This window comes from Williamsia sp. Y844 (assembly GCF_056786475.1).
Window position 1 is genome coordinate 1,840,577 of record NZ_JBXCJB010000001.1, and the last position, 18,656, is coordinate 1,859,232.

Genomic DNA, 18,656 nt, shown 5'->3' on the forward strand with positions numbered 1-18,656 from the left:
CACGGACCCCGCCTACGGATTCCTGGTGGGCGGCCCGGCCTCTTCAGACGGCAACTCAGGTTCCGCCTCGGGTTCGGGTTCGGTCTCGGTTTCCTCACTGGCCTCACCACCGCCGGGCAGCGGGATCACGATGCCCGGCGCCAACGTCACACCCGGTCGAGAGGTCGTCGTCTCCGGCTCCGTGGTCGTCGGAGCCGTACTGCGGGTGGAAGTGGTCGAGGACGTCGGCGGGGCCTCATATGGAATGCCCGAAACACCGCCAACCGCAGCCGGCTTCGGGAAGTCCTCGATCGGCTGGCCTTCGAGCGCGGCGTTCATCGCCGTGCGCCAGATCTGCGCGGGCAGCCCCGAACCGTAGATCGTGGAGCCGTTGTAGTTCACCAACTCGGTGCCGTTGTCGGTGCCGACCCAGACCGCGGTGGACAGCTGCGGCGTGTAGCCAACCATCCAGGCGTCTTTGTTCATGCCGGTGTCGCCGAGCTGTGTGGTGCCGGTCTTGGCGGCCGATGGTCGCGAACCACCATCGAGCGCATTGCCGTTGGAGTACGCGGCGACAGGTTGGAGTGCGGCCGTGGTGTTGTCGGCGACCTCGGCCGGAAGTCGGCGTTCACCCTGGTCGTCGTTGCGCTCGAAAAGCACGTCGCCCTGCGAGTTCTCGACCTTCTGCACGAAGTGGGGTGTGTGGTACATCCCCGATGCCGCCAGGGTCGCATACGCCGATGCCATGTCGATGACACGTGAGTCGTACTGTCCCAGCACCACACCGCCTTCGACGCCGGTACCGTCCTGGTTCTCCAAAGTCGGGGTGCCGTCGGGCCGGGTCTCCGGGATGCCGGCGCGGTGCGCGGCATCGGCGACGGCACTGGGTCCGCCGTTGAGGTCCATCATCAGCCGGTAGAACACCGTGTTCAGCGACATCTTCATCGCGGTGGCCAGGTTGCAGGTACCGCACGACGTGCCATCGGAGTTGTTGATGGTGACGCCGCCGGACTCGAACGGCGCCGAACTGTATGTCTTGGACAGTGGAATGCCCTGCTCGAGAGCGGCCACCATCGCGAAGACCTTGAACGACGAACCGGTTTGCAGATCAGCCTGCGCGTAGTCGAATCCGTTGCCGTCGTTGCCACCGAAGTAGCCCCGCACAGCGCCGGTTTGAGGATCGACCGACACCACCGCGGTCCGCAAATCCTTCGGTTCACCGTCCAGCGAACCATTGGCCGCGTCGACGTTTGCGGCCTGCACCTGCGGGTCGATGGTCGTGCTGATCTTCAGTCCGCCGGTACGGATCTCGTCTTCGGAGATGTCGAGGCCACCCAGTTCGGCGAGTACCTGCCTTTTGATGAGCCCGTTGGGTCCATCGCTGGCCGGATCACCGGTCTGCGCCTGCTGATCGACCACGTTCGGGTACTGCTGGGCGGCAGCCTCGTCCTTGGTGATCGCCTTGGTGGTGACCATGCCGTCGAGCACGTACTGCCAACGAATCTGCGCTGCTTCGAGATTGGTGGCCGGATCGTAGTAAGAAGGGGACCGGATCGAGCTGGCCAGCACTGCCGACTCGGACAATGTGATGTCGCGGATGTCCTTGTTGAAGTATGCCTTTGACGCCGCCGCGACACCGTAGGCGCCACGACCGAAGTAGATGGTGTTGAGGTAGGCGGCCATGATCTCGGGCTTGGACCACTCGTTGGCCATCTTGGTGGAGATCGCCAACTCGCGGAACTTGCGCTGGTAGCTGGCTTCGTCACCGGTGAGCACGTTCTTCACGTACTGCTGGGTGATCGTCGACCCACCGCCGGCACTTTCGTTGCCGGTGATCTTGCCGAGCGCGGCACGGCCGTATCCACTGATCGAGAAGCCCGCGTTCTCTTCGAACTCGCGATCCTCGGCGGCGATGACGGCCTGCTGGAGCACCAGCGGGATGTCCTCGATGGGGACGTCGGTGCGGTTGCCCTCCGCTGGGACGATCCTGGCGATCTCGCCCCCGTTGGTGTCGACCACCGTCGCGACCTGGCTCTGCTTGATGTCACCCGGGGCGGGCACTGCCACATCGGCGTAGGTGAAAAGGAACACAGCTGCCATCACCACCACGAATCCGGGTACCAGCGCACCACCGAGTCCGAGGACCCACGCGGCAGCCTTTTGCCAGGCCCGCTTCTTTTGCACCGGTGTCCGACCGGGGGACGCAGATTGCCTGGCGTCACCGTTGCCGGTGGTCCAACCAGATCGATTCGGTCCGTCAGGGCCGTTGCTCACAGATACTTCTCCATACCTTCAGTGCCCATTCCTGCTGGGCCTTTATCGGCGTCCGCCTTCGCGGATCCACCGGTAGTCGTGTCGTTCGATGCCCGTGCGCCGGCAACCCGGCGGGTCCGCCTTACCGGCGGTCGCGGAGGCAATCCCGACACGTACGACTGGACCAGATGGTTCCAGCTGCACGTGCGGCACACCTCCACCACATGTACCGAAAATTCTTCCTGGCTCGCTGCCAGGCGCTGAATCTCTTCATTTGTACGGGCCGAACCCGAAACCTGTCCAAGTTTCTCGCCGAACACCCAGGAAACGATCGTGACCTGCTCTTTTCGGCAGATCGGGCATCGTTCCGAGCTGGTCAGGCCGTGAAACTTGGCCGCCCGCAGCAGATAGGGGCTGGCATCGCAGACCTCGGCCACACCGGTACGCCCGGCGTAGACCTCGGCCAGCCGGGACTTCCGCTGTAACGCGTAGTCCACCACCTGTCGCTGCATCGGCACTCGTCAAGAGTACGTGGCTCCGACCAGCACGCGGTTGCGGTTGTCCGGCGATGTCACTTTCAGTGCAGTCCATTCTTACTCCATCGAGCGGACCGAATTGGCCGTCGACCGTGCCGAGCTTGTCCGTTTCTGCGATGGTCTCGGCCCACACGACGGTGGTCTCAGCCCGCTCGGCGGCTGGGTTTACAGGTGATCGATGCAGGTCAGCGCGCTTTGAGGTACCGGTTATATCGGCGCGATACATACGTGTGTAACATCAGGCATACAGGTTTCTGAAACACGTCGGATGGAGGTGTGACCGAATATGCTCGAACTCGCAGTACTCGGCTTGCTCCTCGAGTCTCCGATGCACGGCTACGAGCTGCGCAAGCGGCTCACCGGCCTGCTCGGCGCATTCCGCGCGTTTTCGTATGGATCGCTGTACCCGTCGCTGCGCCGAATGCAGGCAGACGGTTTGATCGCTGAGGATTCGGGCGCACCGGGGACTCTGAAGCGACGCGCTCGTCGCGTCTACGCATTGACCCCGAAGGGACGGGAGCGGTTCGCCGAACTGCTCGCAGACACCGGCCCGCAGAACTACACCGACGATGGCTTCGGAGTGCACCTCGCATTCTTCAGCCGGACTCCCGCCGAGGCTCGCATGCGCATCCTCGAGGGTCGGCGCCGGCAAGTGGAAGAACGCCGCGAAGGTCTCCGAGAGGCTGTCGGTCGTTCGAACCGCACAGTCGATCGCTACACCAAGCAGCTCCATCAGTTGAGTCTCGAGTCGAGCGAACGAGAAGTCCGCTGGCTCAACGAGCTCATCGCCGCCGAGGGCTCGGAACGGACCGAGGATTCGACAAATACGTCGAGGAATCCCGGACCGTTGCCCTCGGAAACGGTCTTTGCAGAACCCGAAACAACCTCAGTAACACCACACAAAGAAGGGGAACCCGACCATGGGTGACAACAATTCAATTCGCGTGGCGATTGTTGGCGTGGGAAACTGCGCCTCATCCCTGGTCCAGGGCGTGCAGTACTACAAGGATGCCGACGAGAACGCCAACGTTCCCGGCCTCATGCACGTGAAGTTCGGCAAGTACCACGTCCGCGACGTCAACTTTGTCGCCGCGTTCGACGTGGACGCCAAGAAGGTCGGCTTCGACCTCTCGGACGCCATCTTCTCCAGCGAGAACAACACCATCAAGATCGCTGACGTGCCGCCGACCGGCGTCAACGTCCTGCGCGGGCACACCCTGGACGGACTCGGCAAGTACTACCGCGAGACCATCACCGAGGCCGACGGCGACGGCGTCGACGTGGTCCAGGTCCTCAAGGACAACAAGGTCGACGTACTCGTCTCGTACCTGCCCGTCGGATCCGAACAGGCCGACAAGTTCTACGCACAGTGCTGCATCGACGCCAACGTCGCGTTCGTCAACGCCCTGCCTGTCTTCATCGCCAGCGACCCGGTCTGGGCCAAGAAGTTCACCGACGCCGGTGTTCCGATCGTCGGCGACGACATCAAGAGCCAGGTCGGTGCCACCATCACCCACCGCGTCATGGCGAAGCTGTTCGAAGATCGTGGCGTCACGCTCGATCGCACGTACCAGCTCAATGTCGGCGGCAACATGGACTTCAAGAACATGCTCGAGCGTGAGCGCCTGGAGTCCAAGAAGGTCTCGAAGACGCAGGCTGTGACCTCCAACCTGACCGGCGCCCTGGCCAACAAGATCGAGGACAAGAACGTCCACATCGGACCTTCGGACCACGTCGCGTGGCTCGATGACCGCAAGTGGGCCTACGTCCGCCTCGAAGGCCGCGCCTTCGGTGACGTGCCGCTGAGCCTCGAGTACAAGCTCGAGGTCTGGGACTCCCCCAACTCGGCAGGCATCATCATCGACGCCGTGCGCGCCGCCAAGATCGCCAAGGACCGTGGCATCGGTGGACCCATCCTGCCGGCTTCGGCCTACCTGATGAAGAGCCCGCCGGAGCAGCTCGCCGACGACGTCGCGCGCCAGCAGCTCGAAGCGTTCATCATTGGTGCAGACGCCTGATCCAGGTCACCAGACCCGGTCAGTAACTGACACAAACCAAGAGCCGCACACCTTCTCCGGTGTGCGGCTCTTGGCGTATGCCCGATGTCAGAAGGCAATCGAATGGTGCGGCGAAGACGCCTACAATATGGCGAAGGTGCATCAAGGCCCTGAAGTCGCGCAGTCCGAGCAACTTCCGTTGGCCCGGTACCAGGAAGTCAATTCCGGCATTTCCAACACTTGCTCGTCAAGTGGATCGGCGAGGGAGTCGACTGAGAGGTCTACGACCATGCAAGCCTTGCAATACCGTAAAATCGGAGCCCGGCCCGAAGTGGTCGAGATCGACAAGCCCTTACCGGGCGCAGGCGAGGTGCTCCTGCGAATGACCGCCGCCGGAGCCTGTCACTCCGATGAGTTCATAATGTCGACTCCTGCGGATCAGTATGCGTTCCAACCACTTCCACTGACTCTCGGACATGAGGGCGCCGGAATCGTCGAAGCACTCGGTCCGGGGGCCACCGGGTTCGAAGTGGGGCAATCCGTACTCGTATACGGACCCTGGGGCTGCGGACTGTGCTATCCGTGTGCGCAGGGCAGCGAGAACAACTGCATTCACGGCATCAAGGCACCCGGCATCTACCGGCCCGGCGCAATGGCCGAATACATGATCGTCGACGACAGCCGTCATCTGGTGCCGCTGGGCGACCTCGATCCCATCACCAGCGTCTCGCTCACCGATGCCGGATTGACGCCGTATCACGCTGTGAAACCGACGATCCCGAAGCTGGTACCCGGTACTACAGCGCTCGTCATCGGTGTCGGTGGACTCGGCCACGTGGGTGTACAACTCCTCAAAGCGCTCACACAGGCGAGCATCATCGCGGTCGATATCGCCCCCGAGAGCATCGAGCACGCACTGCAACTCGGCGCCGACCACGCCTTCGCATCGGACGCGGCGGCCGCCGACCGCATCCGCGACATCACCGGCGGACGTGGGGTCGACGCCGCCTTCGATTTCGTCGGCGCGCAGGTCACCGCCGACCTCGCGCAGTCATCGATCGCCGTTGACGGAGAAATCTCGATGGTCGGCGTGAGCACCGGCGCAGTGCCGGTCGGCTACCTCACCGTCCCCTTCGATGTCTCGGTGCGCGTGGTCAATTGGGGCACGAGGCCCGAGCTGATCGAGGTCGTCGAACTGGCCCGTCGGGGCGCGATCGAGATCGCAGTGGAAGAGTTCGCCATGGCCGACGCACCCGTCGCGTACGAACGACTCCACGCAGGCAAGATCCGCGGGCGGGCGGTGGTCGTTCCGACCCGGTAGCCCGCCCGCGGTTCACCGATTGCTACATCGTCCCGTTCAGGAACGCCGAGTAGGCGGGCAGGTCGAGCTGGCCGTGTCCGCTCAGGCCGATGACGATGACCTCTTCTTTGTCCGAATCACGGACGTGGTCAACAGCTGCGGCGATCGCATGGGTTGATTCCGGCGCCGGGACGATGCCCTGCGTCCTGGCGAACAGAACGCCGGCGGCGAACGCGTCCTGCTGCTCGATCGCAATGCCATCGACGAATCCGAGCTCAACGGTGTGGCTCAGAGCCGGCGACATCCCGTGATAACGCAGGCCACCGGCATGGATGGGATCGGGCACGAAGTCCATACCCAGCGTGTGCATCTTCAGCAGCGGTGTCAGACCCGCGACATCACCGTGGTCGTAACGGTATTCACCCTTGGTGATCGACGGGCAGGCGGACGGCTCCGCGGCGATGATCTTCGGATTCGACCGGCCGTGGATCTGCTCACGAATGAACGGGAACGCCAGACCGGCCAGGTTGGAACCGCCGCCTGCACAACCGAAGACGTAGTCGGCGCCGCCGGACTCCACCAGGGCGAGCTGATCAACGGCTTCGATCCCGATCACACTCTGATGCAGCACAACATGATTGAGGACGCTGCCGAGCGCATACCGCGCACCGGGATCCTTCACCGCCGCCTCGACGGCCTCACTGACCGCCATCCCGAGACTGCCGGTGGTATCGGGCGTCGCCTTCAGGATTGCGCGGCCGGCCTCGGTCAGCTCCGACGGGCTCGAATGCAGTGTCCCGCCATACGTCTCGATGAGGTAGCCACGGTAAGGCTTCGATTCATAGGAGGCCCGGACCTGCCACACCTCGACATCTATGCCGAACAGCGCGCCCGCGAAGGCCAACGCGCTGCCCCACTGACCGGCACCGGTCTCCGTGGTCAGGCGGGTGACGCCGTCCACCGAGTTGTAATAGGCCTGTGCCACTGCGGAGTTGGTCTTGTGACTACCGACCGGGCTCACGCCCTCGTACTTCACGTAGATCCGCGCCTTGGTGTTCAGCGCCTCCTCGAAACGCCGGGCCCGGATCAGCGGGGAGGGCCGCCACATCTTGTAGATCTCGCGGACCGGTTCCGGGATCTCGATGTAGGTCTCCGTCGACACCTCCTGCGCGATGAGCCCCGACGGGAACAACGGCGCGAGATCGTCGGGGCCTACCGGCTCCTTCGTGCCGGGATGCAGATGCGGCGGAATCGGCTCGGGCAACTCCGCTGCCAGGTTGTACCAGTGTGTCGGGACATCCACGCTGATCAGGTCGCGATTGGCTTCGGGGGTCTCAATGGTCATGCACACGACTTTAGGCGTAGCCGCGTCGACGGTCACGGGGGTTACGGCGAAACCGAGACGATCGGAGGCCGAGCCCGGATAGCATCCGACATGATGATCAACCGGATCCGAAATCGCGAGGCATTCGACCCTGACCTGCGCCTGCACTCGTTGCTGGTACCGCAGCACCTGGTCGGGCCCCGCACGGTTCCGGCGATCCGATGGTTGTCCAAACTGATCCGCGGCAGTTCCGCCGCCACCGTCCACGAGATCGCACCCGGTGTGAGCGTGCGGTTGTTCCGGCCGACCAAACCGGCCGCGGTCCCGGGACCGGGGATCCTGTGGATCCACGGCGGCGGCATGGTGATCGGCACCGCGGCGCAAGACGATGCCACCTGCAGACATTTCGCCGACGCCGTTGGTGCGACGGTGGCATCTGTCGAGTACCGGCTCGCCCCGGAGCACCCCTATCCCGTCCCCGCGGAGGACTGTTACGCCGCGCTCCGGTGGCTTGCCGAACGACCCGAGGTCGACCCGGACCGAATCGTGGTCGCCGGTGCCAGCGCCGGTGGCGGATTGGCCACCACCGTCGCGGCCTTCGCCCACGACCGCGGCGAGATCACCCCGATGCTGCAGTTGCTGGTCTATCCGATGCTCGACAACCGCTCGGTCACGCCCGATGAGAACCACCGGCTCTGGGACGCGAAGAGCAACCGATACGGCTGGGACAGTTATCTCGGCGACGCCTCACCCGAGATTGCGGTCCCCGCCCGCCGCACTGACCTGACCGGCCTGGCCCCGGCGTGGATCGGCGTCGGATCACTCGATCTCTTCCTCGAGGAAGACCAAACCTATGCCGAGCGGCTGCGAGATGCCGGTGTGCCGTGCACGTTCATCGTGATCCCGGGCGCATTCCACGGCTTCGACATGGTCGCCACCCGCGCACGCATCGTCCGAGACTTCTTGGCCGCCCAGACCGACGCCATCCGCGAGGCGCTACGTACCCACGACCGGTCGAGACTGTCCGACGAGTGACCCGGTAGAACCGGCCCGGACGAGTACTACGGCCCGTAGTAAGGTGGCTCGACGGAACAATTCGGACGCCGCGTTCTCGGATCGACAGTGCGGGAAGGGCCCCGGACGGACTGCTCCGACTGCCCCACGTCACCCGACTGGTCGACGGCAATATGAGCCGTCGTTTGTCGGTGCTCACCCGCAAGGAGTTTTCCGATGTTCCTCGCAATTCGCGAACTGATCTACGCCCGGACCCGGTTCTTGTTGATGGGAGCGGTCGTTGCGTTGATCTCGGTCCTCATGGTGATTCTCTCCGGATTGTCCACGGGCCTGGTCGACGATGGTGTCTCCGGCCTTCAGCGCAGTCCGGTACAGGCATTTGCATTCGCCGAGGGCACGAAAGCCGACTCGGCGTTCTCCCGGTCGGTTGTCACCCGGACGCAGGCCGAGACGTGGGCGCAGCAGCCCGACGTCGAGCACGCCGAACTGATGGGCAACTCGATTGTCAATGCGCACAACAGTGATGGCACGCCCGTCGACCTGACACTGTTCGGCGTGACTCCCGGTTCATTTCTCGAACCCGACGCCGCCGAAGGCACGGCCATCGCCGGACCGAACGACATCATCGTCAGCTCAACTGCCCGCGACGAGGGTGTCGAGATCGGCGACCGCATCGCGATCGATCGCATCGGCACCGAGCTCAATGTTGTCGGATTCACCTCGGACAAGCGCACATTCGGCCACGTCGACATCGCCTATGTCCCCCTGACCACCTGGCAGGAGATCAACAGCGGCGGCGCCGACACCGACGGCTCTTTCGACCCTCGAATCTACGACGAGGCCAGTGTGGTCGCGATCGAAGGAACCTCGAACCAGCTGCCCGACTTGACTTCCGGTGATACCGCGGCCGGCACGTCGTCAAAGGACCTCGAGGACTCGTTCGATTCTTCACCCGGATACGCGGCGGAGACGATGACCATGTCGATGATCACCGTGTTCCTGTACGCGATCTCCGCGCTGGTGGTCGGCGCCTTCTTCACGATCTGGACCGTGCAACGTACGCGAGAACTTGCGCTCCTACGCGCACTCGGAGCCTCGACGCCGTACCTGCTCAGAGACAGCATCCTGCAGGCAACATTTGTCCTTCTCGGCTCCGTCGCCGTGGGCGTCGGTATCGGGGTCGGGTTCGGATCCGGACTCAGCGGAACCGGGATGCCCTTCTCCATGCAAGCCGGGCCCATTCTCCAGGGCGCTGTCCTGCTGATCGTCCTGGGACTACTCGGCGCGGCCGTCGCGGTGATCCGAGTCGCCCGCATCAATCCACTCACCGCCCTGGGGGAAAACCGATGACCACCACTCGCACCACAGGCCTCGAACTCCGCGACGTCACACTGACATTCGGCGACGGCGACAGTTCCATCACCGCCCTGAACAACGTGAACCTACAGGTCACACCCGGCGAGCTGGTCGCCATTGTCGGGCCTTCCGGGTCCGGCAAGTCGACCCTGCTCGCGGTTGCCGGCGGGCTGACGGTACCCACCACGGGTTCGGTTCACCTGGCCGGCACCGACCTGAGCACGGTTCCGGCGAAGAAGCTGACGAAGATCCGCCGCGACCACATCGGGTTCGTATTCCAGACCGCCAACCTGGTGCCGTCGCTGACCACGCTCGATCAACTGCGACTGATGCCCACGATCACCGGGCGCCGGGGGCGCGATCCCCTCCCGCTGCTGGAGGCCGTCGGTATGAGTCACCGCCTCGACAAGCGGCCCGGTCAGTTGTCCGGTGGAGAACGACAGCGGGTGGGTATCGCCCGGGCACTCGTCACCGAGCCGTCGTTGCTACTCGTCGACGAACCGACCGCCGCGCTCGACCGTAAGCGCAGCCACGAGGTGGTGCAGGTGCTCGCCGAAGAGACGCACCGCGCAAACGTTGCCACCATCATGGTGACCCACGATCACGACGTCCTCTCCCACTGCGATCGGGTGGTCGAGATGATCGACGGGCGCCTCACACCAGTGGGTTGACGTCCGGGGGTGCGCGCCTAATAGATCGCGACGCGGTCCGGGTCGAAATAGTGCCCGACCCGACGGGCATTGAGTTGCCGGAAGATCTCACCCGCCGCCGACGGCCAGGCCGACGTGGTCACCGATTCGCTGGCGCGCAGGACCGTCACCGTGATCAGTGCAACGCGTCCGAGCGGGGTGTCGAAACCGCTTGGTGCACCCCAGCCCTTGTTGCCAAGGAGGACGCCTGCGGTGCCGTTCACCAGCCATTCCCGTGGACCGGTGATGCCTGCCAGTTCGACGTACACGGCCTCGGGCGCGGCCGTGATCGAGCCGACAAAATCGGAACCATCGGTGGCCGCCCGTTCGGCAACCGCCGACAGCACCCCGAAAAGCCAATGCTCACGGGCACTCTCGTCGGCCCGCAGCCCCGGTTCGATCGACTCCAGGAAGAACTCCGCTCCCACACCGAGCATCGAGCCACCCGCCACCGGACCATATGCGGTGCTGGTTCCGCCGCCGGTCAGACTCGGTGCCGACAGTCCGTCGGTGGCGAGCAGCGTGGTTCGATCGCGCCGCACCGCCCGAAAGGCCCGGGTCCCGCCCGGCCAGAGCACGCCGCCGGCGTCAAGTGGCGCGAGCAGCGGTTCGTACATGTCTCCGACGCTGCGCCACAGGTTGTCCCTAGCTGTTTGGGCCTCGCGTGCACCCGGTACATCCGCGGTGGACTCGGGTTCGCCTCGATTCGCGACCGCAATACCGCCGTACTGCACCGGGGTCGGGGCGGAGGGCACCTGGTTGGCCTGATGTGCGCGCTGGAAAGCGCGTTGGGTGAAGGCCAACTCGTTCGCGTCGGGAGTCATTGCCGGCGTGGGTATCTCGACAACACCGTCGTCGGCAACGAGGAAGATCAACCGCATCTGGCCACCGGCCCGAGCCGGGTCGGAGGGAGCCCGGGTGAAGACCCGCCAGCCGGCCTGAATACGTTGCGCGGTCAGGGAATACAGATTGTGCCCGACAAAGTTCACCCGCCGCACGCGAATGAAGTCGAGTGCGATGGCCACCGCCGAAGCCGGGTCGGTCGCATGCGTGGGCACCGAACCCGGGCCCGGGAACGGGAAGTACGTCCCTGACAGCAACTGCGCCAACGGTATTCCACCGACGTAGTCGATCAGCCATTGCGGCGCGGTCCTCGGGTATCGGAGCAGGTCATCCCGATAGGAGTCCGGGTCGAAGATCAGGCCCGCATCGATCGGTCCCATCTCCCCGTGATCGTAGTGAACCACCGGTGGTGCGGCGCTCAGCGTGATCTCCACGGTGAGCGCGGCGTCGTGCCCGGCCTGGTAGCGGCCCACCCGCAGATCTCGGGCCAGTTCCAGCGCAACCGGCGGCGCCGGAACCGGGGTGGGCGGCACCTGGCCGAAGTAGGTGAGCGTGTACCGCGTCGCGGTTCCGGCGAAGCTGAAACAGATCTTCGCGCCGACGGCGCCGGGAGGCGCCGAAGCCTGGACGGACTGCCCGATGGCGGCGATGAACTCGGCTTCGGGCAACAGGCGTGCGTGCGATGTCGACCAGTAGGTCACCGCATCTCACCTCGCTACCTGACTCGCCGGATCCGTCTCCAGATGCCGCGGCGACACGCTCATCTGACGTCTGGCGACCATTATCGCCGAAGAATGCCCACCCGCGGTATGACCGGGGTGGGCGTTCGACCTTGCGCGGTTGCCGACGCTACGCGCCGTTGCGCCGATCTCGCCACGCACACATCTCGGTGACCAGCGACAGATCGTAATCCGGGCCGTTCACTCCGACGGTGAACAGTGTGACGCCCTCATCGGCGAGGCTCTCGGCCAGCGCGATGGCGGCCTCGGGGTTTTCGGCCGCGGACAACTCGCTCGACCGGACGATCTCGTTCGGATCGCGTCCGATCGCGGCGCAGTGCCCGGCCAGGACCTGCGCCTTGTGGCGGTAGATCTCCACATCGACGAACGAATGCCAGATGTGGGCGTGCTCGGCCACGTACTTGAGCGTCTTCTTCTCGCCGCCCCCGCCGATCAGGATCGGGATCTCGCGGGTCGGTGCGGGGTTGAGTTTGCCGAACCGGTCCTTGATCCGCGGCAGGGCCTCGCCGAGCGCATCGAGCCGGCCACCCGCGGTGCCGAACTCGTATCCGTACTCGGTGTAGTCGCGCTCGAACCAGCCCGATCCGATTCCCAGGATCAGTCGTCCACCCGAGATGTGGTCGACCGTTCGGGCCATATCCGCGAGCAGCTCCGGATTCCGGTAACTGTTACAGGTGACCAGCGCACCGATCTGGATGTTCGAGGTCTGCTCCGCCCACGCGCCGAGCATCGTCCAGCACTCGAAGTGCTCACCGTCGCGCTCACCGTAGAGCGGGAAGAAGTGATCCCAGTTGAATGCCATGTCGACCCCGGCATCCTCCGCCCGAAGAACTGCGTCGCGGATGTCTGAGTACTGGGCATGTTGTGGTTGCAGCTGAACAGCGATCTGGATAGGTGCGGTCATGAATTCAGTCTGCCTGAGTTTCGGCCCGAATTCTCCTGGGTGATCGCGGCTTCGGCGGCGTACTTCCCACACATTCCGTGCACACCGCCGCCTGGAGGGGTGGATGACGAACACAGGAACACGCCCTTCACCGGCGTTGCGTAGGGCACCCGAGCAGCGACCGGCCTGGTGAACTGCTGCCGAAGATCCGAAATGCCCGAATTCATGTCGCCACCTACATAATTCGGGTTGTAGACGGAATACTGTTTGGCGGTCATGGTGTGCCGGGCCAGTACGACGTCTCGAAAACCCGGTGCGCACCGCTCGATCTCCGCCTCAACGGCCGCCGTCATGTCGACGTCGCTGCCGTGCGGCACGTGGCAATACGCCCAGGCCACGTGCTTGCCTGCGGGGGCCCTCGTCGGATCCAGCACGGTCGGCGTGCCACCGATCAGGTTCGGACGCTTCGGGATCCGGCCGGCCTGCACGTCTTTCTCGTTGTCGCGGATCTGCTGTTCGTTTTCGGCGATGTGGAAGGTGACCGTGGACCCGGTGTGGGGGTCGGTCCACGGGATCGGCTCTGACAGGGCGTAGTCGATCTTGAAAGTGCCCGGCCCGAACCGGAACTTCGCGAGCCGACGACGATAGCGGGTCGGCAACCGGTCACCCATGATGCCGGCGAACTGCCGAGGATCGATGTCGAAGAGCTTCAGCGGTGCATCCGGCAGGTCGTCGAACTTGTGGACGGGATGGTCGGTCTCGATATGCCCGCCGTGCTCGCGGAGTGCACCGGCAAGCGCATCGGCGATCGACTGACTACCACCCCGGGCCAACGGCCAACCGCCGGAATGCACCAGCATCCCGAGCAGCAATCCCACCGCCGCTGTCGCGACCTCACCAGGCGGTCTGACCACATGCGTGGCGATCGCCGAGAATGCCGTGCGCGTCCGGGGATCCCGAAACATGATCCGGTTGAACACATCTGCGCTGAGCAGCGCCAGCGGACCAAAATGTGCGGCAGCCAGAAGGTGCCGGGGTATCCGGAACGGGCCGAAGAAATCGGAGATCAGATCCTCCGAGTGGGCGGCAGCGTATCCCAGGGTCGCCGACCAGGCACGAGCGTCGCGGCCCAGGAACTCCCTACTCCGGGCGAGGTCGGTGTACAGCGGCAGAGCGGTCCCGTCACCGAACACATGCGACAGGCCGATTTCGGGCACCAGCCACTGCAGGCCGTGCCGCGACAGATCCATCGAATTGAACGCCGGAGAAGCCATCCCGGTCGGATGCACCACCGAACACACGTCGTGGTGAAAGCCGGGCTCGGTCAGTTCGGCCGTCCGCGTCCCGCCACCGATCGTGGGGTGCGACTCGAGTACCAGCACTTTGCGGCCGGTCTTGGCCAGGGTCAGCGCCGCGGACAAACCGTTCGGACCCGATCCGACAACCACCGCGTCGTACCCATCTGCTCCCATGTCCATCAACGGTAGACCTCAGATGCCAAGACTTAACCACTGATTCATCCCGGGTTCGGACACCGGTTGTTTACGCCGCCTAACGTTCGACCGGTTGCTCGACGTCTGTCTATCTGGGGGAGCCCGCAGTGCGTATTCCGCTCACAATCACCACCAAGCACGAAGGGGCGTCTGCGCGTTCCCTGGTGACCTGCCACTACAAGTGTGGTGACGCCTGCTGGCATGAACCCCCGAACACCAGCAACAACACGTACTTCCGTGACATCGCCCGCGGAGCCCTCTCGCGGCGTTCGATCCTGCGTGGCTCAGCGGCCGCAGTGGTGGCGGTCGGCGCCACCTCGGCACTGGCAGCCTGCGGCGACGATGGTAAGTCGACGGCAACGAGCAGCAGCACTGCCGCCGGAACCGGTGTCGGTAACGCGGCGGAAACCGGCAGCACCGGAATGAACTTCGCATCGGTCGCACCGAATGTCGAAGACGCCCTGGTGATCCCGGAGGGCTATGAACAGGCGGTGGTGATCCGGTGGGGTGACCCGGTGCTGCCCGGCGCCCCTGAGTTCGACTTCGACAACCAGAGCGCCGAAGCCCAGGAGAAGCAGTTCGGATTCAACAACGACTTTGCCGGGCTGATCCCCATCGACGGCCAAGCCGGTCACTTCTACCTGGTGGTCAACCAGGAGTACACGACCGAACAGTTCATGTTCAAGGGCTACAAGCCGAAAGAACCCACCGACCAGCAGGCCCGCATCTCGATGGCAGCCCACGGGATCACGGTTGTCGAGGTCCAGAGTGAAAGCGGTTCGGGCAAACTCACACCCGTGGTCGGCGACCGCAACCGACGGCTTACGGCGATGAGCCCGTTCACCCTCACCGGTCCGGCGGCAGGCAGCGAGTTCGTGAAGACTGCCGCAGATCCCACCGGGACAACGATTCTCGGCACCATCGGCAACTGCTCCGGCGGCCTGACCCCATGGGGCACGATGGTCTCCGGCGAAGAGAATTTCAACAACTACTTCACCGGTGCGGCATCGGTCACCGAACCGGTCGCCAAAGAGCGTCTGGACCGCTACGGATTCGACGACGAGGACGACTATCACCAGTGGGGCCGGTACGAAACCCGATTCGACCTGGCCCAAGAACCCAACGAGGGCAACCGATTCGGTTACATCGTGGAGGTCAACCCGCACGATCCGGAGTCCACCCCGGTCAAGCATTCCTCGATGGGACGGCTCAAGCACGAAGGTGCCAACATCTTTGTCACCGACGACGGCACCGTGGTGGCCTACACCGGTGACGATCAGAAGTTCGAGTACATCTACAAGTTCGTCTCCGACAAGAAGGTTCAGCCCGGACTCGGTGCCGCGGCAATGCGCCACAACATGAGCATCCTGTCGACCGGCACCCTGTACGTCGCCCAGTTGAGCGGCAACGAACCCAAGTCGATCGACGGTAGCGGCGCACTACCGTCGTCCGGTTCTTTCGCCGGAACGGGCAAATGGTTCCCGCTGCTGACGGTGACCGACGACGGCGCCCAGTCGCGCGTCGACGGCATGACCGCCGAAGAGGTCGCGGTGTTCACACGAGCGGCCGCCGACAAGGTCAACCCGACCAAGATGGATCGCCCCGAGGACATCGAGGCACATCCGGTCACCGGCAAGGTGTACTGCGCGCTGACCAACAACAGCGATCGCGGAACCGATGGCAAGGCCGCAGCGGATACACCAAACCCCCGCAACAAGAACAAGAACGGCCAGATAATCGAGATCACCGACGACCACGGGGGTACCGACTTCACCTGGGACCTGCTGCTGGTTTGCGGCGATCCGGCAGCCGCCGACACCTACTACGGTGGCTTCGACAAAACCAAGGTCAGCCCGATCTCCTGCCCCGACAACGTCGCCTTCGATCCGCACGGCAACCTGTGGGTGTCCACCGACGGCAATGCCCTCGGCAACAACGACGGCCTGTTCGCCGTCGCCCTCTCCGGTGAGAACCGGGGTGAGACAAAGCAATTCCTCACGGTCCCGCGCAGCTCCGAGACCTGTGGCCCGATCATCGGAACCGACCGGGTCATCGTGTGCGTCCAGCATCCGGGAGAAGAGGACGACTACTCGGCCGACAAACCGTATTCGCATTGGCCCGACGGTGGCGACAGCCAGCCCCGTCCGGCAGTGGTGTCGGTCTGGAAGACCGGCGGTCAGATCGGCATCTGACGCCGTACACCAGGCCCGCGCTCGGGGACCCATTTCAGAAGAACTGGACGCGAAAGCCTATCCACGGCGCCGTGAATGGGTTACCTTTCCATGGATCCGACGGGGAGGGATCTACGGGGTGGGGGCGTGTACCTGGTGTGTCGACCGGGGCAGGGTTCGACGCGTGAATCATCACCCTGCACCGGATCACGCCATTGCCGAACTATCCACGGAGCGAATCAACGTGTCAGAACAACCGCAAGAACCCACCCGCATTCAGAAGATCCTCGGGGCGATCTTCATCAAGGCCTACCAGCTGAAGCAGAAGATCAAGCCCGCACCCGCGGCGCCCCCTGCCACACCTGCGCCCACACCCCAGCCCGACACCGAACCCACGACAAACCCCTAGGTGAAGAGTTTCTCCATCACGTCGCTCACCTGGGCGGCCAGGTAGTCCCCGGCGGTGTCGTCACCGCCCAGCCACCGAATCAGAGCCTGCTGAAACAGTCCGTCGATCAGCGCGTAGGCCTGCGGTGACTGCAACGCCGGGATTGCCTGATCGAGCTCGCAGTAGCGGGTGACAACCCGCCACGTCATGTCTTCCAGACCCTGCTCGATCTCGCCGACCGCCGGCCGGAACCTCTCGTCGAAGAGGCTCTGTGCCCGCATGTCGTACCAAAGCCGATGCATCGACGCATCTTCGACGACAGAGTCTTTCATCGCCGCGGCAAACCGGATACACAGATCGGGGGCGCTGGTGGCTCCCTCGGTGGCTGCGTCATATCGGGTCACGCATTCAACCTTGTATTCATGGACAACAAAGATCATGAGCTCGTTTTTGTCCGCGAAATAGTAGTGCAGGACGCCGTGGGTGAAATCCGAATCATTTGCAATGTCACGCAAACTCGTGTTGGCATAACCGCGTTGGGCAAGTGTCAGTAAGGCCGACTTCGCCAGTTGTCGGCGGCGATCGCCGAACTTGTCCGGACGCCGATCACCGCGCGGATTTTTCGTAGGCGTACTCATCACAAGGGATTCTATGGCCGCGCGACCTCGGCAATCAATTGTCTGCCCACCTGTCAAACAATTCCTCACAAATCTTTCAAGAGATCCTGCGGAGATGGTCGACAATCAACTCGCCCACAACTTCGGGCTTTTCGAGATGCAGAAAGTGACCGGCATCCGGCACGATGCGGGCTTCACTGCCCGGTGGCAGGATCTTTTCGACGCGCTCGGCAAACCCGGCCTGCATGCAACCGTCGTCGGCGCCGTGTAGATACAGCAGCGGTGTCAGCGGCTCACCGAAGGCGGCCGCCTGCATGCGGTGATATCGACCAGCGCTGCGACCCGGTCGTAACGTCGCCCGGTAGTAGCCGAGCACTGCGCTGCGGTGCTGCCGATTCGGTAAGGCGGCAAAGACCGCCGGAAGATCCTTGCCTGCGTCATGGCCTGGTGACCAGCGACGCCACAGCAGCGGGATCAGCCGGTCCAGGCTGCGCTCCGACAGACGCGGCAGCTGGACGAACATCATGTACCAGCTCATGAACAGCTGGCGGCCGAGCAGTTTCATCAGCTGTGTCGTGTTGTCCGACAGGGACGTGAAGGCCCCGACCAGTGGCACCGACATCGACACCACCGCGGCAAATGGGGAATCCCCGTATGCGGCAAGCCCGCTGGAGGTCAGGGCACCCCAGTCGTGACCGATGACCACCGCCCGGTTGTCGGCCTCGAGAAGCCGATGGATTTCGACCGCGTCGTACATCAGCGCACCCAGGTGATAGTCGCCGTCCGCCGCGACCGTCGACGGCGCATAGCCCCTGGTGAACGGTGCGACGACCCGGTATCCCTCCGCCGCCAACCGTGGACCCAGATGCCGCCAGCTGTGGGCGGTGTCCGGAAAACCATGCAGACACAGCGCAAGTGGGCCGTCGGACGGCCCCCACGCGAAGGCGTTGAGCGTGACCGTCGGCAATTCCAGGATGATCACCTCGGCGCCGGCGGGTGCGGCTACCGGTGACGCCGGAGGCGGGTCGACTTCAGAGGTCATCTGAACCACTCAATCGGACAGCGGCCGTGGT

General features: G+C 64.1%; 15 protein-coding genes and 1 pseudogene. 8 read left to right on the forward strand and 8 right to left on the reverse strand.

Annotation, left to right across the window (positions count from 1 at the left end; all coding sequences use genetic code 11):
- Positions 1-12: 12 nt before the first annotated feature.
- Both AC1TQG_RS08250 and AC1TQG_RS08255 read right to left on the reverse strand, forming a co-directional pair.
- Positions 13-2,163: a transglycosylase domain-containing protein gene (locus AC1TQG_RS08250; protein WP_482137288.1), complete on the reverse strand. Its 2,151-nt coding sequence runs from the start codon at positions 2,161-2,163 to the stop codon at positions 13-15.
- 191 nt (positions 2,164-2,354) lie between these two features.
- Positions 2,355-2,744, reverse strand: a pseudogene (locus AC1TQG_RS08255) (DUF5318 family protein); the annotation flags it as partial.
- A gap of 310 nt (positions 2,745-3,054) precedes the next feature.
- Between AC1TQG_RS08255 and AC1TQG_RS08260 the strand changes: the two are divergent.
- From AC1TQG_RS08260 to AC1TQG_RS08270, 3 genes are all read left to right on the forward strand, one after another.
- Positions 3,055-3,696 carry a PadR family transcriptional regulator gene (locus AC1TQG_RS08260; RefSeq protein WP_482136444.1) on the forward strand — a complete coding sequence of 214 codons (642 nt, stop codon included), beginning with the start codon at positions 3,055-3,057 and terminating at the stop codon, positions 3,694-3,696.
- Positions 3,689-4,786 (forward strand): inositol-3-phosphate synthase, encoded by a 1,098-nt coding sequence (locus AC1TQG_RS08265; RefSeq protein WP_482136445.1) that lies wholly within the window; start codon positions 3,689-3,691, stop codon positions 4,784-4,786. The genes AC1TQG_RS08260 and AC1TQG_RS08265 overlap by 8 nt, the downstream gene beginning before the upstream one ends.
- A gap of 268 nt (positions 4,787-5,054) precedes the next feature.
- The gene (locus tag AC1TQG_RS08270) at positions 5,055-6,086 is read left to right on the forward strand and encodes an alcohol dehydrogenase catalytic domain-containing protein (RefSeq protein WP_482136446.1); all 1,032 of its coding nucleotides are present in this window, start codon (positions 5,055-5,057) and stop codon (positions 6,084-6,086) included.
- 22 nt (positions 6,087-6,108) lie between these two features.
- On the opposite strand, the gene AC1TQG_RS08275 is transcribed toward AC1TQG_RS08270, so the two are convergent.
- Complete coding sequence (locus AC1TQG_RS08275) at positions 6,109-7,410, reverse strand: TrpB-like pyridoxal phosphate-dependent enzyme (RefSeq protein WP_482136447.1); 1,302 nt, start codon at positions 7,408-7,410, stop codon at positions 6,109-6,111.
- A 93-nt stretch (positions 7,411-7,503) separates the two neighbouring features.
- On the opposite strand from AC1TQG_RS08275, the gene AC1TQG_RS08280 reads away from it, so the two are divergent.
- The 3 genes from AC1TQG_RS08280 (at position 7,504) to AC1TQG_RS08290 (ending at position 10,430) form a co-directional block, all read left to right on the forward strand.
- Positions 7,504-8,424 (forward strand): alpha/beta hydrolase, encoded by a 921-nt coding sequence (locus AC1TQG_RS08280; RefSeq protein WP_482137289.1) that lies wholly within the window; start codon positions 7,504-7,506, stop codon positions 8,422-8,424.
- A 195-nt stretch (positions 8,425-8,619) separates the two neighbouring features.
- Positions 8,620-9,753 (forward strand): ABC transporter permease, encoded by a 1,134-nt coding sequence (locus AC1TQG_RS08285; protein WP_482136448.1) that lies wholly within the window; start codon positions 8,620-8,622, stop codon positions 9,751-9,753.
- Positions 9,750-10,430 carry an ABC transporter ATP-binding protein gene (locus AC1TQG_RS08290; protein ID WP_482136449.1) on the forward strand — a complete coding sequence of 227 codons (681 nt, stop codon included), beginning with the start codon at positions 9,750-9,752 and terminating at the stop codon, positions 10,428-10,430. The genes AC1TQG_RS08285 and AC1TQG_RS08290 overlap by 4 nt, the downstream gene beginning before the upstream one ends.
- Before the next feature lie 17 nt (positions 10,431-10,447).
- On the opposite strand, the gene AC1TQG_RS08295 is transcribed toward AC1TQG_RS08290, so the two are convergent.
- The 3 genes from AC1TQG_RS08295 to AC1TQG_RS08305 form a co-directional block, all read right to left on the reverse strand.
- Positions 10,448-11,992 (reverse strand): hypothetical protein, encoded by a 1,545-nt coding sequence (locus AC1TQG_RS08295; RefSeq protein ID WP_482136450.1) that lies wholly within the window; start codon positions 11,990-11,992, stop codon positions 10,448-10,450.
- Positions 11,993-12,140: 148 nt separating this feature from the next.
- Entirely contained in the window at positions 12,141-12,935 is a 795-nt protein-coding gene (locus tag AC1TQG_RS08300) for an LLM class F420-dependent oxidoreductase (RefSeq protein ID WP_482136451.1), read from the reverse strand.
- Positions 12,932-14,386 (reverse strand): phytoene desaturase family protein, encoded by a 1,455-nt coding sequence (locus AC1TQG_RS08305; RefSeq protein WP_482136452.1) that lies wholly within the window; start codon positions 14,384-14,386, stop codon positions 12,932-12,934. The genes AC1TQG_RS08300 and AC1TQG_RS08305 overlap by 4 nt, the downstream gene beginning before the upstream one ends.
- A gap of 128 nt (positions 14,387-14,514) precedes the next feature.
- Between AC1TQG_RS08305 and AC1TQG_RS08310 the strand changes: the two genes are divergently transcribed.
- Both AC1TQG_RS08310 and AC1TQG_RS08315 read left to right on the forward strand, forming a co-directional pair.
- Positions 14,515-16,599: a PhoX family protein gene (locus AC1TQG_RS08310; RefSeq protein WP_482136453.1), complete on the forward strand. Its 2,085-nt coding sequence runs from the start codon at positions 14,515-14,517 to the stop codon at positions 16,597-16,599.
- Between the two features lie 223 nt (positions 16,600-16,822).
- Complete coding sequence (locus tag AC1TQG_RS08315) at positions 16,823-16,987, forward strand: hypothetical protein (RefSeq protein WP_482136454.1); 165 nt, start codon at positions 16,823-16,825, stop codon at positions 16,985-16,987.
- Here AC1TQG_RS08315 and AC1TQG_RS08320 read toward each other — a convergent pair.
- Together AC1TQG_RS08320 and AC1TQG_RS08325 are read right to left on the reverse strand one after the other, a co-directional pair.
- Entirely contained in the window at positions 16,984-17,604 is a 621-nt protein-coding gene (locus AC1TQG_RS08320; RefSeq protein ID WP_482136455.1) for a TetR/AcrR family transcriptional regulator, read from the reverse strand. The genes AC1TQG_RS08315 and AC1TQG_RS08320 overlap by 4 nt on opposite strands.
- A gap of 76 nt (positions 17,605-17,680) precedes the next feature.
- Positions 17,681-18,625, reverse strand: a complete 945-nt coding sequence (locus AC1TQG_RS08325) for an alpha/beta fold hydrolase (RefSeq protein WP_482136456.1) — start codon at positions 18,623-18,625, stop codon at positions 17,681-17,683.
- Positions 18,626-18,656: the final 31 nt, after the last annotated feature.